A 22,474-nucleotide genomic window follows, 5' to 3' on the forward strand; every position below is an offset into this window, starting at 1 on the left:
GGGGTCCGGCCGTCAGCCGATCAGCGACGGCCGGAGGTCGCGCAGGGTGCGGAAGTGCGTCATCCGCGTGACCCCGATGGCGGCGATCAGCAGGGCGATCAGCATCCACAGCGCCAGCACGCCGGCGTCCGCCCAGGCGGTCGCCGGGTTGCCGCCGTACATGAGCTGACGGATGCCGTCCACGGCGTACGACATCGGCAGCGCGTGGTGCAGGGCCGCGAGCGGACCAGGCAGCGTCTGCCAGGGGAACGTGCCGCCGGCGGTCACCAGCTGCAGCACCATCAGGACCAGGCCGAGGAACTGCCCGACGCTCCCCAGCCAGACGTTGAGCGCCAGGATGATGGCCGCGAACGTGACCGAGGCGAGCGCCATCATCCCGAACATCCCTGCGGGGTTGTCGATGCGGAACCCGAGAGCCCCCGCGACGATCGCGAACAGGCCGACCATCTGGATCGCGCCGAGCAGGCCCGGGGTGAGCCAGCCGGCGAGGGTGATCTTGAGCGGCGAGTGCAGCGCCGTGATGGCCCGGCGCGAGACCGGCTTCACGATCAGGAACAGAGCGTAGATGCCGATCCAGCCCGCCAGTGCGACGAAGAACGGGGCCAGTCCGGCGCCGTACGTGCCGGCGGAGGTGATCGAGTCGTTCTTGAGGTTCACCGGATCGGAGATCGTCGACGCCTGCTTCTTCTGCAGGGCGGGGGAGTTGTCCGGGATGCGGTCCACACCCGACTTCAGCCCATCCGCCAGCTGCGTCGTGCCGTCGTGCAACGTCGTCAGGCCGTCCCGGAGCTGTGCGGCCCCGGTCGCGGCGCTCGAGGCGCCAGAGGCCAGCTGCGATGCGCCCGCGGCCGCCTGCTGCGAGCCGGAGGCGACCTGCGACGCCCCTCCGGCGACCTGGTCCGCGCCCGCCGACAGCTGGTTGATCTGCCCGACGGCGGTCTGGATCTGCTCGTTGCCGGACGTCACCTTCGTGTCGAGGTCGCCGAGCACGGCCTTCACCTGGTCCAGCTGCTCCGGCGTGGCGCCCGCGGCGGTGAGGCGGTTCAGCAGGTCCTGCTGGGCAGCCGGCGCGGCCGCTGCGATCTGCGTCGCGGCCGCCGCGGCGTCGTTCGCCTTCGCGGCGAGCTGCCGATTGCCCGCTGCCACCTGTGCCGCGCCGTCGCTGACCTGCTGGGCGCCGGAGGCGAGCTCGCCGAGCTTTCCCGCCAGTTCCTGCGATCCGGACGCGAGCTGTGCGGTTCCATCGGCCAGCTGTGACGCGCCCGACTGCGCGGTCGCACTGCCGTCGACCAGCTTGTCCGCGCCGTCGGCAGCGGTCACGAGGTTCGAGCGGATGTCGGCGAGGCCGACGAGGAACTGCTTCGCCGCCTCCTCGTTCACCTGCTTGACGATGGAGGTGCGGATCTTCTCGGCAGCCTGCGTGCCGATGGTCGACGCCAGGTAGCTGTTGGTGTCGTTCGTGGTCAGGGTCACGACCGCGCGGTGCGGGTCGGTGCCCGACGCGGACGCCAGCGCCGAGGAGAAGTCCTTCGGGAACGTGATGCTGAAGTCGTACTTCGAGTCGTCCACGCCGCTGGCCGCGGAGCCCTCGGCGACGCGGTGCCACTGGAACGAGCCGTCCTCGATGAGCTGATCGGCCACCTGGTCGCCGTAGTTCACGGTGGCGCCGTCGACCGCGGCGCCCGTGTCGTCGACGACGATCGCGGCGGGGATGCGGTCGAGGTTGGCGTACGGGTTCTGGTTCGCCCACAGGTACAGCCCGCCGTACAGCACGGGAACGCACATCAGGGCGATGAGCGCCACGATGGACATGGGGCTGGCGGTCAGGCGGCGGAACTCCGCCGCGATCATCTGCGGGATCTTCATGCGCCTTCTTCAATCGGCTGGGTCATGATCAGGTCCGGGAGATCGTCGGTGTCGTCCCGGCCGGGGTCTTCGTCAAAGGTCTGCTGGTCGGTCTCGTCGATGCGCGAGACCAGGGATGCCGCGGCGATCGCGGCGGCGGAGGCGTCACCCGCCACCACGAGCACGGCGATGCCGCGCCCGGCGAGCTCGCGCGCGAAGCGCCACCACTCGACGGGGTCGCCGCCGTGCCGGTCGGGCGAGACGAGCACGAGGCCGTCCACCCCCGCGCGCAGCAGCGCCAGCTCGGCGAGCAGGCGGATGCGCACCGTCGGCGGAACCGTCCCGATCGACTGCCGCGCCCATTCGGAGGCGTCCAGTTCGCGCAGGCAGCGGTTGACCGCGACGGGATGCGACGCGCGGCCCGCGAACATCAGCTCCTCGGCGACGATGCCCGCGACGGTCACATCGGCGGCCGGCTCCGACACGTCCGGCGCGTCGATCAGGGCGATCCGCCGCCGCATGGTGCGGAAGTCGGTGGTGCCATCGATCGTCACGGTTCCCGCGTCGGGGCGCATCCGTCCGGAGGCGATGAGGCCGAGAACGGTGGGCCGCTGCTCCGTCTCGGCACGGGCGAGCGAGGCGCGCCCGGTCTCGAACGAAGCGGACGTGGGCGGCAGGGCGGCGCCCTTCGCGACGCGGTCGAGGACGACCTTCATCGGCGTGCCCCTTCCGCCGTGGTGGAAGCGGTGGATGCGGGGGATGCTGTGGTTCCGGCGGCGCCGAAGGCCAGCTCCGGCGTCGCGGCGATCAGCGCTCCGGCGTCCGTCCATCCCATCCCCGCGGCGCCCAGCCCGGCCAGCATAACGAGGCGGTGACCCGCCTCGGGGCTGAGCCGCGCGCGGGTCGCCTCGTCGAGCACGGACACGGCGGCGTTCTCGATCAGGCGGGTGACCGTCTCGCGGTCGAGGTCGGTGCGGATGCGCCCCGACTCCATCCCGCGGCGGACCGTCTCGCGCAACCGCTCGCGGGCGGGGTCGAGCGCGGTGCCGACCAGCTCGCGGTGCGGTCCGCGGACCGCCAGAGCCGCGCTCACCCGGACGTGCTCGACCTCGGCCCACAGTGTGGCGCCGAAGAGGGCGATCTCGACCAGCGGGTCGGGATGCGACACCGGGTCGAGCAGGGCGGCCAGGCGACGTGCGCCTCGCGTGAACACCTCGACGAGGAGCTCGTCGCGGGTCGCGAAGTGTCCGTACACCGCGCGGCGGCTGAGGCCGGCGCGCGCGGCGATGTTCTCGAGGGAGGCGTCGATGTCCTCGTTCAGCGCGACCGCGGCGGCGGCGAGGATCGCCTCGCGGTTGGCGGTCGCGTCGCGGCGCGGTGCGCGGGTGGAGGGGGTGGGCATGCCACCAGTGTACTCCCTTCTTGCACACGTGTGTGCAACTTAGTGTCTCGCGATAGGATCGAGTGCGACGGTCGTCCGGGTGGCGCCGACGCGTTCCATCCACCGAGAGGACATCCACGTGCCCGCGATCGTGATCATCGGCGCCCAGTGGGGCGACGAAGGCAAAGGCAAGGCGACCGACGTCCTGGGGAGCCGCATCGACTACGTGGTCAAGTTCAACGGCGGCAACAACGCCGGCCACACCGTCGTCGTCGGCGACGAGAAGTACGCCCTGCACCTGCTGCCGTCCGGCATCCTCACCGAGGGCGTCACCCCGGTCATCGCCAACGGCGTCGTCGTCGACATCGAGGTGCTGTTCGAGGAGCTGGATGCGCTGATCGCGCGCGGCGTCGACGTCTCCCGCCTCAAGGTCAGCTCGAACGCGCACGTCATCACCTCGTACCACCGCACGATCGACAAGGTCACGGAGCGCTTCCTCGGCAAGCGCCAGATCGGCACCACCGGCCGCGGCATCGGCCCGACCTACGCCGACAAGATCAACCGGGTGGGCATCCGCATCCAGGACCTCTTCGACGAGAACATCCTGCGGCAGAAGGTCGAGGGCGCCCTCGACCAGAAGAACCACCTGCTCGTGAAGGTCTACAACCGCCGCGCGATCACGGTCGACGAGGTCGTCGAGCAGTTGCTCGAGTACGCCGAGCGCCTGCGCCCGATGGTGGTCGACAGCTCCCTGCTGCTCAACCAGGCGCTTGAGGACGGCAAGTACGTGCTCTTCGAGGGCGGCCAGGCGACGATGCTGGATGTCGACCACGGCACCTACCCGTTCGTCACCTCCTCCAACTCCACCGCCGGCGGCGCCGCGACCGGTTCGGGCATCGGACCCAACCGCATCGACCGCGTGATCGGCATCGTGAAGGCGTACACCACCCGCGTCGGTGCCGGTCCGTTCCCGACCGAGCTCTTCGACGAGTGGGGCGAGTTCCTGCGCGAGCGCGGCTTCGAGTTCGGAACCACCACCGGCCGCCCGCGCCGCACCGGCTGGTACGACGCCCCGGTCGCCCGCTACACGGCGCGCGTCAACGGCGTCACCGACTTCGTGCTCACCAAGCTGGACACGCTGACCGGCATCGAGCGCATCCCCGTCGCGGTCGCCTACGACGTCGACGGCGTGCGCCACGACGAGGTCCCGGCCTCGCAGAGCGACTTCCACCATGCGGCGCCGATCTACGAGGAGTTCCCCGGCTGGACCGAGGACATCAGCGGCGCTCGCACCTTCGAGGACCTGCCGAAGAACGCCCAGGACTACGTGCTCGCCCTCGAGCGCATGTCCGGCGCCCGCATCTCCGCGATCGGCGTGGGCCCGGCCCGCGACCAGATCGTGGTGCGCCACGACCTGATCGACTGAGGCCGACGGGCTCGGGCCGCTCCGGCCTCAGAACCAGGTGCTGAGGCGCGGGGGCACCGCCGTGCGGAACAGCCGGTCGAGCGCCTCGGCGTCGCCCTGGATGCGGCCGGCCAGCGCGAGCGCGCGGGCCGTGTCGTGGCCGAGGTACACGCTGCCCAGCGAGGCGACCGGCAGGGTCACGTCCGCGTCGTCCTCGGTGGTGGCGACCTCGGCGCGGCGGTCCGTCACCGTCAGGCGGTAGCGGCCGCCGGCCATGCCGAGGTCGTCGGCCACCTCGAGCGCGATCGAGCCGTCGCGCTCGTATGTCCGCGCCTGCAGCGCCGCCGGGACGTCGAGGATGCGCACCCACAGGTGGTCCTCGACCGCGGTGACCTGGGCGCCGCGGATGTCGGAGACCAGCGCGGGCAGCGGCTCGTCGACGCCGCGCGTCCAGACCTTCACGCTGGCCACCAGGTCGAGCTCCAGCAGGTAGCGCCACAGGGCGGTGAGCGCCTCGTCGGTGGCCGCCGCCAGGTAGCTGACGTCCACCGTGTGGCGCGTGAAGTCGTCGTCGCCCTTGACCGTGTACGAGACGAAGCCCTCGGGCTCGCCGGACGGCGAGTCGTAGCGCACCAGGCGGTACTGGTCCGCTTCGGTGTTGCCCTTCAGCGGTCCGGTCAGGCGGTGCGCCAGGTAGGTCTCCAGGCCGATCTCGCCGTGCCGGCCCGCCATCACGCGGTCGAGCACGCGCTCGGCGGTGTCCCGGTACTCCTCGGGGTCGGTGAACGACAGGCGCCCGGTGGTCTCGGCGCCCGCCCAGCGGACGCGCTTCGTGTCGACCGTCCAGGCCGTCGCGTACGTCGCGGGACCGAAGCCCCAGCGTCCGTAGATCACCGACTCGGACACGGTGAGGATGGCGAGCGGAACCCCGAGCGCGTGCGCGGTGCGCAGTTCGCCGCCGAGCAGGGCGCGCGCGATGCCGCGACGGCGGTGCGTCGGCGCCACGGTGACGGAGCTGATCGCCCAGGCGTCGACGCGGGCGCCGCCCGGGACGGTGAGCGGCGCGACCCACGAGTTGACCGTGCCGACCGGTTCCCGCGTCGGGATCGCGTCGTCGTAGACGCCGGTGGTGCGGCGGCCGCCGAGGTAGCCGCGCGCCTCCTCCAGCACCTCCTCCTTGGGGCGCCCGCTGTGGAAGCCCCGGAAGTCGGCGCGGATCCAGCCGTCGAAGGCGGCCGCGTCGGTCGTGTCGACCAGCGCGAGGCGCAGGCCGCCCGCGGAGAGGTCACGTTCGGAGGTGGGATCGATGGGCTGGGTGCGGTAGTCCATCCCTTCACCGTATCGGCCGCGGGGCGGCCGCGGCAGGTCCGGCCGTCCGATACCGTTGGAGCATGAAGGTGCGGGGACTCATCCAGACCAGTCTGACGAGCGAACTCACCGCCGAGGCGGACGATGCGGAGTCGGCCCGCGCGCTGATCGAAGCGCAGGTGCCCGACGGATTCGACCTCCTCCAGGTGCACAACGCCATGCCGCGAGGCGGGCGGGTCATCGCGACCGCCGTCATCCGCGAGTCGGCGGTCCAGGAGCTCGAGGCGGAGGGCGCGGACTATGCAGCTGCCCGCGATGCCCTCCGCGCCAAGGTGCCGGCCGACCACCGGCTGCTCTCCATCGTCGTCGCCGCGTAGGCGCGCCGGGTGACCGGCGCGCCTACGCGGTCAGACGTCGCGCCGACGCACCAGCACCAGCCCGGCGACGAGCGGCACGACCGCCCAGCCGACCACGATGAGGAGGCTCTGCCACGGGGGCATCGCGCCCTCGGCTCGGGGCATCACGACACCCGTCGCCGCGTTGCTCAGCAGGTAGTCCTGCGCGTGGGCCAGCCACTCGGCCTGGGTGACCCCGATGACGATCTGGACCACGATGGTCAGCACGAAGAGCACCCCGACGCAGATGGAGATCGCGGCGGCGGTGGACCGGACGATCGCGCCGACGGCGAGCCCGAAGACCGCGGTCAGAGCCAGGCACCCGGCCGTGCCGAGGAGCGACCAGAGCGGGACGGAGAGGTCGGGGAAGGCGATCGACGCGCCGCGCGCGACCAGGATCGCGTATGAGGCCGCCCATGAGAGCACAGCCGTCACGGCGCCGAGAACGAACGACGCCGAGCCGACGATGATGGCCTTGCCTCCGAGCAGGGAGACGCGGCCGGGGACAGCGGCGAACGAGGAGCGGATCATGCCGGTCCCGAACTCCGAGGTGATCGAGATCACGCCCAACACCACGACGATCAGCTGGAGGAAGGCGAGGGCGATGCCGACCGGGAGGGCGACGGTGCTCGTGCCGTCGTGATTCCGCGGGTCGTCGAGGACGTCGCCGCCGAGGGAGAACGCCAGGAGTGCGCTGATCGCCACGCCGAGGACGACGAGGCTGGTGGCGACCCACCACGTCGACCGCAGCGATCGCAGCTTGACCCACTCCGACGACAGGATGCCGCCGAAGCTGACTCCGCCGCTGCGCGGTCGGATGCGTTCCTGTGCAGGTGCCGCGACACTGCCGCTCATCGTGCGATCTCCGTCCGGTACTCGACGGCGTCTTTCGTCAGATCCAGGTACGCCTCCTCGAGGGACGCGCGGACCGGGGTCAGCTCGTGCACCGGGATGCCCGCCGACGCGGCGGCGTCGCCGATCACCTGTGCTCCGACACCGCGCACCTCCACCGTGTCGTCGCCGACGGGTGTCACCGTCACATCCGGGGACTGGATCGCGGCCGTCAGCGCGCCGACGCGTGGGCTGCGCACCCGGACGTAGTCACCGGAAGCCGAGCCGACGATCTCGCTGATCGGCGCATCCGCCAGCACCCGGCCGCGGCCGAGCACGATCACGTGGTCCGCCGTCTGCGCCATCTCGCTCATCAGGTGCGACGAGAGCAGCACGGTGCGGCCCTCGTGCGCGAGCTGCCGGGTGAACTCCCGCACCCAGCGGACCCCCTCGGGGTCGAGTCCGTTCACCGGCTCGTCGAGGATGAGGACGCCCGGATCACCGAGCATGGCGGTCGCGATGCCCAGCCGCTGACCCATGCCCAGCGAGTAGCCGCCGACGCGCTTGTCGGCGACCGATTCGAGGCCTGTCATCCCGATGACCTCGTCGACGCGGCGACGTGGGATGCGGTTCGTCGCGGCGAGGGCGACCAGATGATTCCGGGCGCTGCGCCCGGGGTGGGCCGCCTTCGCGTCGAGCAGGGCGCCGACCGTGCGCAAGGGCGCGTCCAGGTCGGCGTAGCGGCGTCCCTCGACGAGTGCCGAGCCGGCATCCGGCCGGTCGAAGCCCATGATCATGCGCATCGTCGTCGACTTGCCCGCCCCGTTCGGACCGAGGAACCCGGTGACCGCGCCCGCCTGGATCGTCGCCGAGACGTCGTCCACCGCGCGCCGATCCCCGTAGCGTTTCGACAATCGATCCAGTGTGATCACGCGCGGTCCTCCGTCGCCGTCGCCTGCGGTCGATCCGCGGGCTGTGCTTGTTAAGACGGCGGCGTGGGCGCGTCGTGACGGGATTGCGACGAGAGTCTCAGAGCAGGGCGAATGGCTGGCAGGAGGCCTGCTCGAGCAGCGGCCACAGGCGCGCTCCCAGCCGCGGCGACCGCGACGCCCGGGTGGCGGGTGCATGGACCGGGGCGCCCTTGGTCCAGAGCGCGGGGCCGAGGTAGTCGCCGCCCTCGATATCCGCGTCGAGCACGGCCCGGACCGGCACGTGGGCGCCGTCGTCCTTGCCCTGCGTCCAGGCCGCCTGGAGGTTGTCGGCGAAGCGCTTCAGCCGTGTCGGCTGGTTGACCCCGCGGATGCCCGGCGTGCGACCCGAGGTCGAGTACCCGGGGTGCACCACGATGCTGCGCACCGGCGTCCCCGAGGCGCGGAGGCGCCGGTCCAGTTCGAAGCCGAAGGCCTGAGACGCGATCTTCGACCCCGCGTACGCCCGCCACGACGAGTACGACCGTTCCAGCTGCAGGTCGTCGAGGCGGAGGCGGCCGAGACGGCTGGCCAGCGAGCCGAGGGTCACGACGCGCGGGTCCGGAGCGGAGGTGAGCGCGGGCAGGGCGCGCGCAACCAGGCGGAAGTGGCCGAGGACGTTCGTGGAGAGCACGAGCTCGTTGCCCTCGTCATCGGTCCGCCGCGACCGGGGAGGGTGCACGATCCCCGCGTTCAGCACCAGCGCATCCACCGCGCCGTGCTCGAGGATCGCCTCCGCGGCTGCGTCGATGGAACGGCGATCGGTCACGTCGAGCGGCATCGCCTCGACGCTCGCGCGGGTGACCCGGCGGCGGATCGCCGAGACGGCGGCCTCCGCGCGCTCGGGGTCGCGGCAGGCCAGCACGACGTGCGCTCCGGCGCGCGCGAGCTGCTCCGCGGTGAAGTAACCGACGCCCGCGTTCGCGCCGGTGATGACGACCGTGCGGCCGCTCGCGTCCGGCAGGGACGCCGCATCCCAGCCCACCGGCTCAGCGACCGTTCTCGCCGGCGATGCGCTCGTGGTGGTGGATGACCTCGGCGACGATGAAGGTCAGGAACTTCTCCGCGAACGCGGGGTCGAGGTGGCTCTCCTCCGCCAGCGCACGCAGCCGCTGGATCTGCTCCTTCTCGCGCTCCGGGTCGGCCGGGGGAAGTCCGTGCTCCGCCTTCAGCGCGCCCACCTGCTGGGTGAACTTGAACCGCTCCGCGAGCATGTGGATGACCGCCGCGTCGATGTTGTCGATGCTCTGACGGATGCTGTGCAGCTGCGCCAGCGCATCCTCCATCTCGCGCTCCCGGTTCTCTCCCATGCCTCGACCCTACTGGACCGGCGGGCCGGTCACAGGCTTGGTGACGGCTCCGCCAGCACCCGGGAGAGCACCGGCCGCGTCGCGCGCAGCGCACCCCAGACCAGGCCGATGCCCGCCGCGAGACAGCCTGCGATCGTCGCGAGCGTGAACGGCGACAGGAGCAGGCTCAGACCGGTCAGCGGGAAGAGGACGACGGCGGCGGTCACGGCGGAACCGATCGACGTGATCCGCAGCGGCCACAGCACGGCGCGGCTGCGGGCGGCGTTCATCTCGGCGACGGGCATCCCGATCCGGTCCAGGCTGACGTAGAGGTCGCGCCGGTCGAGGATCGCCGCGGCCTGGTTGACGCCGACCGAGCACGCGACCATGAGGAAGGAGACGACCAGGGTGATGATCACGCCCGTGCGGAGGTCGGCGACGAGCTGGCGGGTCTCGGCGTCCGCCGACCCGGCTGCCGCATCCATGACCGCCAGGCCGACGCCGGCCACGACTGCGACGAAGCTCGTCATGGTCACACCCGAGACCTGGCGCCAGGCCGCCTTGGGCGATTCCAGGATGCTGCGGGCGGCGAGCAGGCGGCGTGCGGTCGTGGCCCGCCGCGCCTGCCGGGAGGCGAGCATCCTCAGCAGCCACGGGCCGACGAGGTGCGAGACGGTGAGGCTGCCCGCGAAGGCGATGGTGAGCACGACCAGCACCACGCCGAGGTCGGGCACGACCTGGACCAGCGCCATCAGCCCGACGATCGCGGCCAGGGCCAGCACCGTGGCGATCACCCTGACCCAATGGATGCGCGGAGCCTGCTGCCGCGTGCGGATGCCCAGCGGTGAGAGCACGACACGACGAAGCCCGACGACGGCGCTGACGGCCGAGAGCACGACCACGCCCGCGACCATCGCGAGAATGCCGACCGGAGCGAGCAGCGACGACGGGCCGAGCGGCGCGCCGCGGAAGGGGATGAGCGCCACCAGCGGGGAGCCTGCGACGGCGAGCACCACGCCCAGCACGGCACCCGCCAGGGCGAGGCGGGCCGACTCGATGACGGCCAGGCTCTTCACCATCCGGGGGGTGGCCCCGAGCAGCCGCAGACCGGCGAGCCGGTCGTCGCGTCGGCGTGCCGACAGCCGGGCCGCCGAGCCACCGAGCGCGAGGAGCGGCGCCACCAGCAGCGATAGCGCGACGACGGCCAGCGCCTGGTAGAGCCCCGCGCGGTCGTCCGTCCACGAGAAGAAGGCCTGGGCCCCTCCGGCGACGATGATCAGGAGGGCGGTGACGACGGCGAAGGCGGTCAGCGGCAGCGCGACCGTCGAGCGGTCGGAGCCGCTGCGCCGGGCGAACAGCCAGGCGAGACGGAGGGTGGTCATCGCGCGCTCACCCCGTCCACGATCCGCCCGTCCGCGAGGCGCACGGTGCGCGCGCAGCGCGCGGCGACGGACTCGTCGTGGGTGACGACCACCAGCGACCGCCCCCGTCCCGTGGTGGAGCGGATGAGCGCATCCATCACCTCCGCGGAGGTCACCGAGTCGAGTGCTCCGGTCGGTTCGTCCGCGAACACGACCGACGCGCCGGTGGTCTGCGCGCGGGCGATCGCCACGCGCTGCGCCTGGCCGCCGGAGAGCTCGCCGATGCGGCGCGACTCGAGACCGGCGAGGCCGAGGTCGGCCAGCCAGCCGGCCGCCGTCGATTCGGCCGAGCGGCGATCGGATCCGGTCAGCATGAGGGGAAGCGCCACGTTCTCGACCGCGGTCAGCTCCGGCAGCAGAAGTCCCTGCTGGAAGACGAAACCGAACTCCTCCCGTCTGAGGCGCGACCTGCCGGCCTCGTCCATCCCGGTGACGTCGAACCGGCCGGAGCCGGTGGTGAGGACCACGGCTCCGCTGTCCGGACGGACGATCCCGGCCAGGCAGTGCAGCAGCGTCGTCTTGCCCGAGCCGGACGCGCCCATGATGGCGACGGACTCGCCGGCGGCGACGCGGACATCCACCCCGGCGAGGGCGGTGGAGGGACCGTAGCTCTTGACGAGGCCGGTCGCGACGAGGGCGGGTGCGGAGGCGGGCGCGGAGGCGGGGGATGGTGCTGTGTTCATGCCCTCAGCCTGGCGGCGGGGCCGCGGGCGGACATCGTCCGGTGGAGGCATCCCCGGGGGACGGCGTCATCCTCGGGATGTGGTCCCGCGGTACCAGGGCTCAGCCGGTGGCGACGCGTCCGACCTTCTCGGTCTTGTCCCAGCGCGCCTCGGTGCCCGCGAGCTCCTTCAGATAGGAGTCGAAGGTGATCGCGCACAGCAGCGAGCCGTAGCCCGCGAGGTAGATCAGGGCGGGGGACAGCCAGCGGCCCGCACGCGTCTTCTCGGCCTTGCGCGCCAGCCACGCCACCACCATCGAGAACGGGATCCAGATGTAGATGGCCAGCGTGATGGCGAACAGGGCCGGTCCGTCGAGCGTGACGCCGAAGAGCCCGGGCAGCCAGACCAGCATCACGGGCGGGAACAGCGCCGTGACCATCACCAGCATGTTGATGATCCCGGGGAACAGCAGCACGTGACCCAGTTCGCGCTTGGTCGTCGCCCCGTCGGTCTGCGAGCCCAGGATCAGCACGAAGAGGTACGCAAGGGCCGCCGAGATCCACAGGACGCGGAACACCCCGGTCGCCACCTCGTTCGAGAGGAGCAGCAGCCCGGCCAGCCCGATCGACGACAGGATCATGATCAGCGGCAGCAGCCAGAGCGAGAACCAGACGATCCCGAAGCTGATGCCGCCGAGGTGGTGCCGGCGGCTCGGGCGGAACCAGACCTTCGCGTAGCGCGCGGTCACCGACACGTTGCCGCGCGCCCAGCGCAGCCGCTGCTTCCAGAGTCCGTCGATGGCGCGCGGCTCCTCCGCGAGCACGTGCGCGTGCGGCTCGAAGACCACCTTCCGGCCCTGCAGCTGCGTCTCGAACGTGGTGATGGTGTCCTCGGCGAGAGTGGAGGTGTCGATCCGGCCGCCGATGGCGAGCAGGTTCTCACGGGTGTGCAGCTGCGCGCCGCCCGCGAGGCAGGCCTGCGCGCCGAGCACGTTCTGCGCGCGGCGCGCGGCCGGCTGCGAGAGCACGTACTCGGTGCTGATGAACTTGGTCAGCCAGTTGCGGTCCTCGCTGCCCTCGTGGATGTACGCCGACACCGCGCCGACCTCCGGGTCCGCGAGGTGACGGGTCATGCGGCGCAGCGAGGTGGGCGTGTAGATCACGTCGGCGTCCATGATGAGGAGCGCCTCCATCCAGTCGTCCTCGAGCACCTTGGCGATGCCGTGGTTGAGGGTGTGCGCCTTGCCCTGGCCGCCCTGTTCGCGGCGCAGCAGGTGGACGTTGCCCGGGTAGCGGGATGCGCGGTCGCGCACGACATCAGGGGTGTCGTCGGTGCTCGCGTCGTCGACGACGTAGATGCGGAGCGCCTCCAGCGGGTAGTCCAGCTTCATCAGCCGGTCGATGGATGCGCCGATCACCGCGCCCTCGTTCCAGGCCGGGACGACGATGGCGACCCGCGGCAGGTACGGTGCGGCCTTCTTGTAGTGGTTGATCCACGCGTGGAACGGGATGACCACGAACGTCGCCGCGGCCGCGACCACCGGGATGAGCCCGGAGAGCGCGAGGATCAGGCAGACGACGACGCCGATCCACTGCAGCACGCTGAGAACGTCCAACCCCAAGACCTCCCTGTTCTACCCTGCACCCTACCGCGGCCGCCCCGGTCCCGAGACGGCAACAGGCCCCGGCGATGCCGGGGCCTGTTCGCGGACGGAAGGCTGTCCGCGGCTATCGCCGGGCGCCGGGAAGGGTCCCGCCCGCGGCGAGGCGCATCAGGTCGGAGCCGAGGTCGATGCCGAGCTCGTTCCCTCCGGCCGAGCCGAACTCGTGCTGGTAGCTGTCCCACGACGTGTCGGTGATCTTGGACTCGACCTCCGACTCCATCAGCACGACCAGCTCGCGGGCCGCGCGGTCGATCCGCTTGCCGAGCGACTTGTCCTGCCAGTCCTCGGTCGACGCGAACACCGAGGTCGGCGCGGTCATCGTGCGGAGGAAGGCGAACAGGGACCGCATCTCGCCGTCGACCACGAGCGCGTGCCGGGCCGTGCCGGCGGTCGCGCCGAGCACGACCGGCTTCGCGATCAGCAGGTCGTTGTCGAGCACCTGGAAGAACGAGGTGAACAGCCCGCTCGGACCGGCCTTGTAGACCGGCGCGGTCGCGATGATCCCGTCCGCCGACTTGAGCGCCTCGATCGCCTTGGTGAACTTCGGCCCGAGGTGACCGGAGGCCAGGGCTGCGCCGAGCTCGGGCAGCACCTCACGCAGGTCGAGGTTGAGCGTCTCCACGGTGCGCCCGTCGCGCTGGGCGGCGGCCTCGACCCGCAGGGCGAGCCGGTCGGCGAGCATCTTGGTGGACGACGGGTCGCTGACGCCCGCGTTCACCACGACGACGCGGAACGGTCGCGGGGATGTGGTCATGATCTTCCTTCTCTCAGGTGCGCTGTTCTCACGGCCGCCGTCAGAGCGACGGGTAGCTGGCCTGGAACTGCTCCTCGGTGTCCTGGTAGGGGGACGCGCCGGTGACGTTGTCCCCGCGGTTGGCGTTCGGCCGCGGCTGGCGCGGGTCGGCGTCGCCGTACTTGGCCTTGATGAGCGACTCGTGCGTCGGGGCGTCGGGCGTCTCCGGGTCCTTGCGGGCCTCGGTCTCCTTGCGGAGCACGGGGATGACGTGCTCGCCGAGCAGGTCGAGCTGCTCCAGGACCGTCTTGAGCGGCAGGCCTGCGTGGTCCATCAGGAACAGCTGGCGCTGGTAGTCGCCGGCCCACTCGCGGAAGGTCAGCGTCTTGTCGATGACCTCCTGGGGGCTGCCGACGGTCAGCGGGGTGGCGTCCGTGAACTCCTCCATCGTCGGGCCGTTGCCGTACACCGGCGCCTCGTTGAAGTACGGACGGAACTGGTTCTTCGCGTCCTGCGAGTTCTTCGCGATGAACGCCTGGCCGCCGAGGCCGACGATCGCCTGCTTGGCGGTGCCGTGGCCGTAGTGCTCGAAGCGCTCGCGGTAGAAGGCGATCAGGCGCTGGAAGTGCTCCTTGGGCCAGAAGATGTTGTTGGCGAAGAAGCCGTTGCCGTAGAAGGCGGCCTGCTCGGCGATCTCCGGGGTGCGGATGCTGGCGTGCCAGACGAACGGCGGCACGTCGTCGAGGGGGCGCGGCGTGGAGGTGAAGCCCTGCAGCGGGGTGCGGAAGCGTCCCTCCCAGTCCACGACGTCCTCACGCCACAGCCGGTGCAGGAGGTTGTAGTTCTCCAGCGCGAGCGGGAGGCTCTGGCGGATGTCCTGGCCGAACCACGGGTACACCGGGCCGGTGTTGCCGCGCCCGACCATCAGGTCCATGCGGCCCTTGGAGAGGTGCTGCAGCATCGCGTACTCCTCGGCGATGCGCACCGGGTCGTTCGTGGTGATCAGCGTGGTGGACGTGGTGACCGTGAGGCGCTCGGTGAGCGCGGCGATGTGGGCCAGCAGCGTGGTGGGGGACGAGGAGAAGAACGGCGGGTTGTGATGCTCGCCGATGGCGAAGACGTCCAGCCCGACCTCCTCCGCGTGCTTCGCGATCTTCACGATCGCGTCGATGCGCTCCGCCTCGCTCGGCGTCTGCCCGGACACGGGGTCGCGGGTGATGTCGCTGACGGAGAAGATTCCGTACTGCATGGCTGGCTCCTCTTTTCGGTCTTGCCGTTCTATGCAAATGCATACAACGTGGAGGCGCGGGAAGTATTCCCGCCTCCATGATGGCTGCTGGGAGGCGGCTCGGCGAGGCTCCGCGGATGGCCGGATCTCATCCATTCGTGTCCCATTTCCGCGCGCGGAGGGTCGGCGGCACCCGCTAGCGTCGAGGGGTGAAGGTCGCTCTGCAGTTCGCCGCGATGGGGCTCGTCTGGGGCGCCAGCTTCCTGTTCATGAAGGTCGCTCTCACGGGCGTGAGCTTCGGGCAGGTCGCCTGGGCGCGCCTGGTCTTCGGAGCGATCACCCTCGGCATCATCGCGCTCGTGATGCGCGCCCGTCTCCCGCGTGAGCCGATCGTCTGGCTGCACTTCACCGTCGTCGCCATCACGTACTGCGTCATCCCGTTCCTCCTGTTCGCGTGGGCGGAGCAGTACGTGTCGTCGAGCCTGGCGAGCATCTACAACGCGGTGACGCCCATTACCACCGCGATCCTGGTCACGGCCGCGTTCCGGGTCGAGAAGCTGAACCGCGACCAGGTGCTGGGCGTGCTCATCGGCATCCTGGGCGTGGTCATCGTCGTCGGACCGTGGGCGGTGGATGCGCTCGCCGGCAGCCTCTGGGGCCAGCTCGCCTGCCTCGGCGCGGTCACGTGCTACGGCTTCAGCTTCGGCTACATCCGCCGCTTCATCAGCCCGCGCGCGATCTCCGCGACCACGAGCGCTCTCCTCAACATCGGGTTGGCCGCGGTGATCATGATCCTGCTGACGCCGGTCGTCGCCTGGCATCCGATCGCGTTCAGCTGGCCGGTGCTGCTGTCGCTGCTGGCGCTCGGCGCGCTCGGGACGGGCGTCGTCTACATCTGGAACATGAACGTCCTCCGCGCCTGGGGACCCACCACCACGTCGGGCGTCACCTACGTGACGCCGGTCGTCGGAGTCGCGCTCGGCATCCTCGTGCTCGGCGAGCACCTGACGTGGAACGAGCCGGTCGGCGCGGTGGTCGTGCTCGCGGGCATCCTGCTCACGCAGCAACGGGTGCGGCTGTTCACGCGGCGGCAGGCCGAGCTCGCGGCGCAGGAGGCGGCGACCCGCTAGGCGGTGCACGTCCGTCGGACGCGCCCGTACCTGGGGTGTCTCTGGGAATCGGACGCATCCGGCCACCCCGCATCAGAAAGCGGGCATTAGTGCGTCTCTAAGTCCGAGGGACATCCGCCGTTTCCGTTCCAGAGGTGACGTGCGCGCAGGATCCCGAGACTCTTTCGACTCGAAGGTATGGAGCACACATGTACAACTCAACGGGCGTCGTCGTCGGCGTGGGAGCGGCTGGTACGCAGGCCCTCGCGATGACAGGATCCAGCGTCGGCTGGCTGGGATACTCCCTCGCCGCGGCGGCGATCGTCATCGGCGGGCTGATGACCCTGCGCACCTACCTGCTGAAGCGCCGCCAGGAGGTCGCCGGAGACGCGGACTGATGCGCGCCGGATCACCGGCGACGGAGGCCTCGACGCTGTGACCGTCGTCACGATGGTCATCAACGTCCTCGCGGCGCTGGTGATCACGCTCTCGCTGGTCTACTTCCTGTGGGTCACCTTCGCGGGCTTCCACGAGCTCCGGCGACGCAGGCTCACTGTCGGTGTGCAGGGGGACGCCACGTACGGCCGGCCCTTCGTCGATGAGCCGGCGACGTTCGACACGTACGTGCTGATCCCGTGCCTCAATGAGGAAGCGGTGATCGGCGCGACGGTCGCCGCGCTCAACGGCGGTCGGCGGAACACCACCATCGTTGTCGACGACGGCTCCGACGATCGCACGGCGGCCATCGCCGAGGATGCCGGCGACTCCAGCACCATCGTCCACCGACGTACGGCCCCTCACGCACGACAGGGAAAAGGCGAGGCTCTCAACGACGCGTTCCAGCTGGTACGAAAGCTCGTCGCCGAGCGGGGGCAGGATCCGTCCCGGGTCCTGGTCGTCGTGATGGATGCGGACGGGCGGCTGTCCGACGGGGCTTTCCGTGAGATCCTCCCCGTCTTCGAGGACCCCGAAGTGGGCGGCCTGCAGGTCGCCGTGCGCATCCGGAACCGGGAGACCAACTTCCTGACCCGCTTCCAGGACTTCCAGTTCTGGTCGCTGGCGGCGCTCGCCCAATACGGCCGCCGCAAGACGGGCACCGTGAGCCTCGGGGGGAACGGGCAGGTCACCCGGTTCACGGCGCTCGACCGCATCGGCGACAAGCCGTGGTCGAGCTCCCTGACGGAGGACCTCGATCTGGCCATCACTCTGGCCCAGGAGGGCTGGGCGCTCGAGACGGTTCCCACGGCATCCGTCGATCAGCAGGGGGTGACCGAGCTCCGGCGGCTGTTCGTGCAGCGGCGGCGCTGGTACCAGGGTCACATGATGACGACCAAGCGCCTCGGCGAGATCTGGTCGAACCCGCGGCTCACGAATGTCCGTGCGCTCGAACTGAGCGCTTACCTGCTTGTTCCGTGGCTGTTCGATCTCCCGTGGTCGCTGCTGTGGCATTGGAACATCGTGCAGACGTTGCTGCGCCTGGATGCGATCTTCGCCTACGTCGACGGCTTCCTCAGCCTGTGCATCGGGTTGCTTGTCGGATACGTTCTCGCCTTCGGTCCTACGATCCTCTCCGTCGTCGTGTTCCTCCGTCGCGATCGGCGGCACTCGCTGATCTCGGCGCTCGTCCTCGGGCACTCGTTCCTGGTGATGAACTACCTGGCGTTCGCCTGCGCGTGGGGCGCCTTGTGGCGGATCATCACGGGCAAGCGCGGATGGGACAAGACGAAGCGGGTCGCCGAGGGCGCTGCGCCGCCGGCTCTCGAGGCTCAGGAGGCTGCGTCGTCCTGAGTGACGGCAAGCCTGCGGAGGAAGTCGACGAGGGCGGTCAACGCCTCCTGCGCCTCGTCGAATCGCAGGTGGAACTGGTACTCGTGGGGCAGGGGCGGCTCGTGGTCGGCCGGCCAGAAGAGCTTGGTCACGTCCACGCCGGCTGCCCGCAGGGCGGCCGCCATCGGCAGCGACTGCGACGCCGTGAGCCCGTCGCCGTTTCCTCCGGAGATGAAGGTGGGCGGAAAGTCGCCGGTGACCGCGTGGATGGTCGACATCGTCCGGCCGGCTGCCGAGTCCGACCAGTCCTTCGTTCCGCTGTACGCCCACATCGCGGTCTTGAACCCCCAGCCGAGGAGTCCGGTCAGGTCGGCGAGCGCCTGCAAATCGTAGACGCCGCAGAACAGGACGACGCCGGCCAGGTGCGACGGTTCGAGGGCCGGCCGGATGCCCACCTGCCGCGCGTACGCGGGGTCGCTCGTGATCGCGGCGAGCTGGCTCGCGAGCTGGGCCCCCGCGGAGTCTCCGGCCAGGATGATGCGGGCGGGGTCGATGCCGAGTTCCGCCGCGTTGTCGACGAGGTGGGCGAGCGCGGAGTTGAGCTGCCGGAGCGCCGTGGGGTAGGCCGCCTCGGGCGCGATCGTGTAGTCGGGCGCGACCGCCGTGAACCCCTCGGCGGCGAGGATGTGGAGGTACGGCGTCACGTCCGCGGCCACGCCGGACAGCCAAGCGCCACCGTGGATCCAGACCACGGTGGGCAACGGTCCCTCGGCCGCCGCCGGGCGGAAGATGTCGAAGGTGGTGTCGCGCGATCCGGACGCGTACGCCACGCGGGTGCGAGCGGTCACCCCGTCCGGCACGAACGGCTCCATCTCGGCCACCGTCTCGGCGGCGCCCTTCGTGAACACGCGGCGGATGATGAGCGCCGCGGGCCACGGCGTCGCTCGCAGAGCGGCGAATACTGCGGATCCGAGGAGCGCGACGCCGGCGATCCAAGTCACCACGCGCCGCGCTCTCGTCATGCCCTCACCGTAGCGGCATGCGGCGGCGACGCCTCATCAGCCTCGGCGCTCGACACGCCGAAGCGACGTCGGTATCGCGGTCGCGCCCGCGCCCGTCAGGCGACGGTCGGGCCGAAGTGCTCCGGAAGCGTCGAGCGGTGCACGCCGTGCAGCTCCTCGAGGCCGATCGTGAAGACGTCCTGCACCTCGAGCACCGGCTGGGCGCCGACCTCGGCGTCCGTGACGCCGATGCGGAGGGCGGGGATGCCGCGTCCCTCGCACAGGCCGCGGAACTTCACGTCGTCCTCGCGCGGGACGGTGACGATCACGCGGGCGGTCGACTCCGAGAACAGGGCGGTCGCCGCATCCACACCGTCGCGCTCCTGGATCTCGGTGAGCCAGACCCGCGCTCCCACGCCGAAGCGCATGACGCTCTCGGCGAGGGCCTGGGCGAGGCCGCCGTCGGCGAGATCGTGCGCGGAGGAGACGAGACCCTCGAGCGAGGCCGCGTGCAAAGCCTCGGCGAGCGAGCGCTCCGCATCCAGGTCGACCGCGGGCGGACGTCCGCCGAGGTGACCGTGGATGGTGCCCGCCCACGCCGAGCCGTCGAGCTCCTCGCGGGTGGTGCCGAGCAGGTAGATGTTCTCGCCCTCGTCCTGCCAGCCGGCGGGGATGCGACGGGCCACGTCGTCGATGACGCCGAGCACGCCGACGACCGGGGTCGGGAAGATCGGGGTGTCGCCGGTCTGGTTGTAGAAGGAGACATTGCCGCCGGTGACCGGGATCTCGAGCTCGAGACACGCGTCCGAAAGGCCCTCGACCGCCTGCGAGAACTGCCACATGACCTCGGGGTTCTCCGGGCTGCCGAAGTTGAGGCAGTCCGTGACCGCGACCGGCACGGCACCGGATGCGGCGACGTTGCGGTACGCCTCCGCGAGCGCCAGCTTGGCGCCCTGCTTCGGGTCCAGCTGGCAGTAGCGCCCGTTGGCGTCGGTCGCGATGGCGAAGCCGAGGCCGGACTCCTCGTCGACGCGGATCATGCCCGCGTCGTCGGGGAAGGCGAGCGCGGTGTTGCCGCCGACGAAGTAGTCGTACTGGTCGGTGATCCAGCCCTTGTCGGCCAGGTTCGCGCTGCCGAGGAGGGCCAGGGTCTGCTCGCGGAGCTCGTCGCCGGTGGTCGGGCGGGGGAGCGCCGAGGCGGTGTCGTCCTGCAGGGCGTCGATCCAGGTCGGGTAGGCGACGGGTCGCTCGTAGACCGGGCCGTCGACCGCGACGGTTCGCGGGTCGACGTTGACGATCTCCTCGCCCTTCCAGTTGATGACGAGGCGGCCGGTCTCGGTGACCTCGCCCAGCACGCTGGTCTCGACATCCCACTTGGCGGTCACGGCGAGGAACGCGTCGAGCAGTTCCGGCTTCACGACGGCCATCATGCGCTCCTGGCTCTCCGACATGAGGATCTCCTCGGCCGTGAGGCTCGGGTCGCGCAGCAGCACCTTGTCCAGCTCGATGAACATCCCGCCGTCGCCGTTGGAGGCGAGCTCGCTGGTCGCGCACGAGATGCCGGCGGCGCCGAGGTCCTGGATGCCCTCCACGAGCTTGTCGCGGAACAGCTCCAGGCAGCACTCGATGAGCACCTTCTCGGCGAACGGGTCGCCGACCTGGACGGCCGGGCGCTTGGTCGGTCCGCCTGCGGAGAACGTGTCGGAGGCGAGGATGCTCGCTCCGCCGATGCCGTCGCCGCCGGTGCGCGCACCGAAGAGCACCACCTTGTTGCCCGCGCCGGAGGCGTTGGCCAGGTGCAGGTCCTCGTGGCGGAGCACGCCGACGGAGAGCGCGTTGACGAGGGGGTTTCCCTGGTACACCGGGTCGAAGTAGGTCTCGCCGCCGATGTTGGGCAGGCCCAGGCAGTTGCCGTAGAACGAGATGCCCGACACGACGCCGTGCACGACGCGGGCGGTGTCCGGGCTGTCGATCGCGCCGAACCGCAGCTGGTCCATGACCGCGACGGGTCGCGCGCCCATCGAGATGATGTCGCGGACGATGCCGCCGACGCCGGTCGCGGCGCCCTGGAACGGCTCGATGTAGGAGGGGTGGTTGTGCGACTCCACCTTGAAGGTGACCGCCCAGCCCTCGCCGACATCCACCACGCCGGCGTTCTCGCCCATGCCGACCATGAGGTTCTTCTTCATGGCCGGGCTGACCTTCTGCCCGAACTGCCGCAGGTAGATCTTGGACGACTTGTAGGAGCAGTGCTCCGACCACATCACCGAGTACATCGCCAGCTCGCCGCTGGTGGGGCGGCGGCCGAGGATCTCGCGGATGCGGGCGTACTCGTCCTCCTTGAGCCCGAGAGCCGCGAACGGCTGCTCCCGCTCCGGGGTCTCGATCGCGTTCGCGACGGTGTCGACGACGTGGGCGGTTGCGGTGTCGGTCACGCGGGCACTCCTGGAAGGGAAGGGACGGACGGAGAGAAGGGGATCAGGCCTCGACGAGCGCCGAGCGGATGACGGAGGTGAAGAAGGTGAGGCCGTCGGTGCCCGAGCGCATGGCGTCGTGGGTGTCGGGGCCGAAGCCCGGCTCGACCGCGTGCTCGGGGTGCGGCATGAGGCCGACCACGTTGCCGCGCTCGTTGCGCACGCCCGCGATGTCGTCGAGCGAGCCGTTCGGGTTCACGCCCGCGTAGCGGAAGACGACGAGGCCCTCGCCCTCGAGCCGCTTCAGCTCCTCGGCCGAGGCGATGAAGCCGCCCTCGCCGTTCTTCAGCGGGATGACGATCTCCTGGCCCTGCTCGAAGCCGTTCGTCCACGGCGTCTGCGTGTTCTCGACGGTCAGGTGCTGGTCGCGGCGGATGAAGGTGCCGTGGTCGTTGCGGATCAGGCCGCCCGCGACCAGGTGCGCCTCGGCCAGCATCTGGAAGCCGTTGCAGATGCCGAGCACAGGCATCCCCTTCTGCGCTGCATCCACGACCTCGGTCATGATCGGCGAGAGGGAGGCGATGGCGCCGCAGCGCAGGTAGTCGCCGTAGCTGAAGCCGCCGGGGAGCACGAGGGCGTCCACGCCCTGGAGGTCGTGCTCGCCGTGCCACAACGCGACCGGCTCGGCGCCGGCGAGGCGAACGGCGCGGAGCGCGTCGCGGTCGTCGAGCGAGCCCGGGAAGGTGATGACGCCGATGCGCATCAGGCGTCCACCTCGGCCGGGTAGTGGATGCCCACGACGTCTTCGATCACCGAGTTGGAGAGGATCTCGCCCGCGATCTCCTCGACCGTGGCGCGCACGGCGTCGTCGATCGGGCCGTCGACGGTCAGTTCGAAGCGCTTGCCGACGCGCACACCGCTGACGACGCCGCGTCCGGTGCGGGCCAGGGCTCCGGCGACCGCCTTCCCCTGCGGGTCGAGCAGCTCGGCCTTGGGCATCACTTCTACAACGATGGTCGGCACGGGGATACTCCGCTCACTCGGGCGACAAGGG

22 protein-coding genes are annotated in these 22,474 nt (G+C 70.8%); 5 read left to right on the top strand and 17 right to left on the bottom strand.

Going from position 1 to position 22,474, the window contains the following annotated elements:
* Positions 1-12: 12 nt before the first annotated feature.
* From ACTJI1_RS00180 to ACTJI1_RS00190, 3 genes are read right to left on the bottom strand one after another with little or no spacing between them, the layout of a single operon-like run.
* Complete coding sequence (locus tag ACTJI1_RS00180) at positions 13-1,866, bottom strand: YhgE/Pip family protein (RefSeq protein WP_440741067.1); 1,854 nt, start codon at positions 1,864-1,866, stop codon at positions 13-15.
* Positions 1,863-2,561, bottom strand: a complete 699-nt coding sequence (locus ACTJI1_RS00185; RefSeq protein WP_440741068.1) for a hypothetical protein — start codon at positions 2,559-2,561, stop codon at positions 1,863-1,865. Before ACTJI1_RS00185 ends, ACTJI1_RS00180 begins: the two co-directional genes overlap by 4 nt.
* Positions 2,558-3,247 carry a TetR/AcrR family transcriptional regulator gene (locus ACTJI1_RS00190; RefSeq protein ID WP_440741069.1) on the bottom strand — a complete coding sequence of 230 codons (690 nt, stop codon included), beginning with the start codon at positions 3,245-3,247 and terminating at the stop codon, positions 2,558-2,560. Before ACTJI1_RS00190 ends, ACTJI1_RS00185 begins: the two co-directional genes overlap by 4 nt.
* 118 nt (positions 3,248-3,365) lie before the next feature.
* Here ACTJI1_RS00190 and ACTJI1_RS00195 point away from each other — a divergent pair, with 118 nt between their 5' ends.
* A complete protein-coding gene (locus tag ACTJI1_RS00195; RefSeq protein ID WP_440741070.1) occupies positions 3,366-4,652 on the top strand; it encodes an adenylosuccinate synthase in 1,287 nt (428 codons plus the stop codon).
* A gap of 27 nt (positions 4,653-4,679) precedes the next feature.
* Here the strand turns inward: ACTJI1_RS00195 and ACTJI1_RS00200 are convergent, their stop codons facing one another.
* A complete protein-coding gene (locus ACTJI1_RS00200) occupies positions 4,680-5,960 on the bottom strand; it encodes a GNAT family N-acetyltransferase (RefSeq protein WP_440741071.1) in 1,281 nt (426 codons plus the stop codon).
* A gap of 62 nt (positions 5,961-6,022) precedes the next feature.
* Here ACTJI1_RS00200 and ACTJI1_RS00205 point away from each other — a divergent pair, with 62 nt between their 5' ends.
* The gene (locus ACTJI1_RS00205; protein WP_440741072.1) at positions 6,023-6,316 is read left to right on the top strand and encodes a hypothetical protein; all 294 of its coding nucleotides are present in this window, start codon (positions 6,023-6,025) and stop codon (positions 6,314-6,316) included.
* Between the two features lie 30 nt (positions 6,317-6,346).
* Here ACTJI1_RS00205 and ACTJI1_RS00210 read toward each other — a convergent pair whose 3' ends face one another.
* From ACTJI1_RS00210 to ACTJI1_RS00250, 9 genes are all read right to left on the bottom strand, one after another.
* Positions 6,347-7,189 (bottom strand): ABC transporter permease, encoded by an 843-nt coding sequence (locus ACTJI1_RS00210; RefSeq protein ID WP_440741073.1) that lies wholly within the window; start codon positions 7,187-7,189, stop codon positions 6,347-6,349.
* Complete coding sequence (locus ACTJI1_RS00215) at positions 7,186-8,097, bottom strand: ATP-binding cassette domain-containing protein (protein WP_440741074.1); 912 nt, start codon at positions 8,095-8,097, stop codon at positions 7,186-7,188. Before ACTJI1_RS00215 ends, ACTJI1_RS00210 begins: the two co-directional genes overlap by 4 nt.
* Positions 8,098-8,194: 97 nt before the next feature.
* Positions 8,195-9,118 (bottom strand): SDR family NAD(P)-dependent oxidoreductase, encoded by a 924-nt coding sequence (locus tag ACTJI1_RS00220; RefSeq protein WP_440741075.1) that lies wholly within the window; start codon positions 9,116-9,118, stop codon positions 8,195-8,197.
* Between the two features lie 4 nt (positions 9,119-9,122).
* Complete coding sequence (locus tag ACTJI1_RS00225; protein ID WP_310131764.1) at positions 9,123-9,443, bottom strand: chorismate mutase; 321 nt, start codon at positions 9,441-9,443, stop codon at positions 9,123-9,125.
* Positions 9,444-9,472: 29 nt separating this feature from the next.
* Entirely contained in the window at positions 9,473-10,804 is a 1,332-nt protein-coding gene (locus ACTJI1_RS00230) for an FtsX-like permease family protein (protein ID WP_440741076.1), read from the bottom strand.
* A complete protein-coding gene (locus tag ACTJI1_RS00235) occupies positions 10,801-11,526 on the bottom strand; it encodes an ABC transporter ATP-binding protein (RefSeq protein ID WP_440741077.1) in 726 nt (241 codons plus the stop codon). Before ACTJI1_RS00235 ends, ACTJI1_RS00230 begins: the two co-directional genes overlap by 4 nt.
* A gap of 100 nt (positions 11,527-11,626) precedes the next feature.
* Positions 11,627-13,105, bottom strand: a complete 1,479-nt coding sequence (locus tag ACTJI1_RS00240; protein ID WP_440742158.1) for a glycosyltransferase — start codon at positions 13,103-13,105, stop codon at positions 11,627-11,629.
* Between the two features lie 127 nt (positions 13,106-13,232).
* On the bottom strand, positions 13,233-13,922 hold the full coding sequence (locus tag ACTJI1_RS00245; protein WP_310131756.1) for a CE1759 family FMN reductase: 690 nt from the start codon (positions 13,920-13,922) through the stop codon (positions 13,233-13,235).
* Between the two features lie 40 nt (positions 13,923-13,962).
* Positions 13,963-15,150 (bottom strand): LLM class flavin-dependent oxidoreductase, encoded by a 1,188-nt coding sequence (locus ACTJI1_RS00250; protein ID WP_310131754.1) that lies wholly within the window; start codon positions 15,148-15,150, stop codon positions 13,963-13,965.
* A 188-nt stretch (positions 15,151-15,338) separates the two neighbouring features.
* Between ACTJI1_RS00250 and ACTJI1_RS00255 the strand changes: the two genes are divergently transcribed.
* The 3 genes from ACTJI1_RS00255 (at position 15,339) to ACTJI1_RS00265 (ending at position 18,026) form a co-directional block, all read left to right on the top strand.
* On the top strand, positions 15,339-16,259 hold the full coding sequence (locus ACTJI1_RS00255; protein ID WP_440741078.1) for a DMT family transporter: 921 nt from the start codon (positions 15,339-15,341) through the stop codon (positions 16,257-16,259).
* 188 nt (positions 16,260-16,447) lie between these two features.
* Positions 16,448-16,636 carry a hypothetical protein gene (locus tag ACTJI1_RS00260; RefSeq protein WP_310131748.1) on the top strand — a complete coding sequence of 63 codons (189 nt, stop codon included), beginning with the start codon at positions 16,448-16,450 and terminating at the stop codon, positions 16,634-16,636.
* A 37-nt stretch (positions 16,637-16,673) separates the two neighbouring features.
* Positions 16,674-18,026 carry a glycosyltransferase gene (locus ACTJI1_RS00265; protein ID WP_440741079.1) on the top strand — a complete coding sequence of 451 codons (1,353 nt, stop codon included), beginning with the start codon at positions 16,674-16,676 and terminating at the stop codon, positions 18,024-18,026.
* On the opposite strand, the gene ACTJI1_RS00270 is transcribed toward ACTJI1_RS00265, so the two are convergent.
* From ACTJI1_RS00270 to purS, 4 genes are all read right to left on the bottom strand, one after another.
* Complete coding sequence (locus ACTJI1_RS00270; RefSeq protein ID WP_440741080.1) at positions 18,005-19,027, bottom strand: alpha/beta hydrolase; 1,023 nt, start codon at positions 19,025-19,027, stop codon at positions 18,005-18,007. The genes ACTJI1_RS00265 and ACTJI1_RS00270 overlap by 22 nt on opposite strands.
* 95 nt (positions 19,028-19,122) lie before the next feature.
* A complete protein-coding gene (gene purL / locus ACTJI1_RS00275; RefSeq protein WP_440741081.1) occupies positions 19,123-21,441 on the bottom strand; it encodes a phosphoribosylformylglycinamidine synthase subunit PurL in 2,319 nt (772 codons plus the stop codon).
* A 43-nt stretch (positions 21,442-21,484) separates the two neighbouring features.
* The gene (gene purQ, locus ACTJI1_RS00280; RefSeq protein ID WP_310131738.1) at positions 21,485-22,183 is read right to left on the bottom strand and encodes a phosphoribosylformylglycinamidine synthase subunit PurQ; all 699 of its coding nucleotides are present in this window, start codon (positions 22,181-22,183) and stop codon (positions 21,485-21,487) included.
* On the bottom strand, positions 22,183-22,443 hold the full coding sequence (purS, locus tag ACTJI1_RS00285) for a phosphoribosylformylglycinamidine synthase subunit PurS (RefSeq protein WP_310131736.1): 261 nt from the start codon (positions 22,441-22,443) through the stop codon (positions 22,183-22,185). Before purS ends, purQ begins: the two co-directional genes overlap by 1 nt.
* Between the last annotated feature and the right edge of the window lie 31 nt (positions 22,444-22,474).

Source organism: Leifsonia sp. 22587, assembly GCF_052044215.1.
Lineage (GTDB): Bacteria > Actinomycetota > Actinomycetes > Actinomycetales > Microbacteriaceae > Leifsonia > Leifsonia shinshuensis_C.

Excerpts from the sequence above, each read along its gene's own strand:
- ACTJI1_RS00190 (WP_440741069.1), bottom strand. The coding sequence starts at position 3,247 with ATGCCCACCCCCTCCACCCGCGCACCGCGCCGCGACGCGACCGCCAAC.
- ACTJI1_RS00225 (WP_310131764.1), bottom strand. The coding sequence starts at position 9,443 with ATGGGAGAGAACCGGGAGCGCGAGATGGAGGATGCGCTGGCGCAGCTG.
- ACTJI1_RS00245 (WP_310131756.1), bottom strand. The coding sequence starts at position 13,922 with ATGACCACATCCCCGCGACCGTTCCGCGTCGTCGTGGTGAACGCGGGC.
- ACTJI1_RS00260 (WP_310131748.1), top strand. The coding sequence starts at position 16,448 with ATGTACAACTCAACGGGCGTCGTCGTCGGCGTGGGAGCGGCTGGTACG.
- ACTJI1_RS00235 (WP_440741077.1), bottom strand. The coding sequence starts at position 11,526 with ATGAACACAGCACCATCCCCCGCCTCCGCGCCCGCCTCCGCACCCGCC.
- ACTJI1_RS00205 (WP_440741072.1), top strand. The coding sequence starts at position 6,023 with ATGAAGGTGCGGGGACTCATCCAGACCAGTCTGACGAGCGAACTCACC.
- ACTJI1_RS00270 (WP_440741080.1), bottom strand. The coding sequence starts at position 19,027 with ATGACGAGAGCGCGGCGCGTGGTGACTTGGATCGCCGGCGTCGCGCTC.
- ACTJI1_RS00210 (WP_440741073.1), bottom strand. The coding sequence starts at position 7,189 with ATGAGCGGCAGTGTCGCGGCACCTGCACAGGAACGCATCCGACCGCGC.
- ACTJI1_RS00180 (WP_440741067.1), bottom strand. The coding sequence starts at position 1,866 with ATGAAGATCCCGCAGATGATCGCGGCGGAGTTCCGCCGCCTGACCGCC.
- ACTJI1_RS00230 (WP_440741076.1), bottom strand. The coding sequence starts at position 10,804 with ATGACCACCCTCCGTCTCGCCTGGCTGTTCGCCCGGCGCAGCGGCTCC.
- ACTJI1_RS00200 (WP_440741071.1), bottom strand. The coding sequence starts at position 5,960 with ATGGACTACCGCACCCAGCCCATCGATCCCACCTCCGAACGTGACCTC.
- ACTJI1_RS00185 (WP_440741068.1), bottom strand. The coding sequence starts at position 2,561 with ATGAAGGTCGTCCTCGACCGCGTCGCGAAGGGCGCCGCCCTGCCGCCC.
- purQ (WP_310131738.1), bottom strand. The coding sequence starts at position 22,183 with ATGCGCATCGGCGTCATCACCTTCCCGGGCTCGCTCGACGACCGCGAC.
- ACTJI1_RS00250 (WP_310131754.1), bottom strand. The coding sequence starts at position 15,150 with ATGCAGTACGGAATCTTCTCCGTCAGCGACATCACCCGCGACCCCGTG.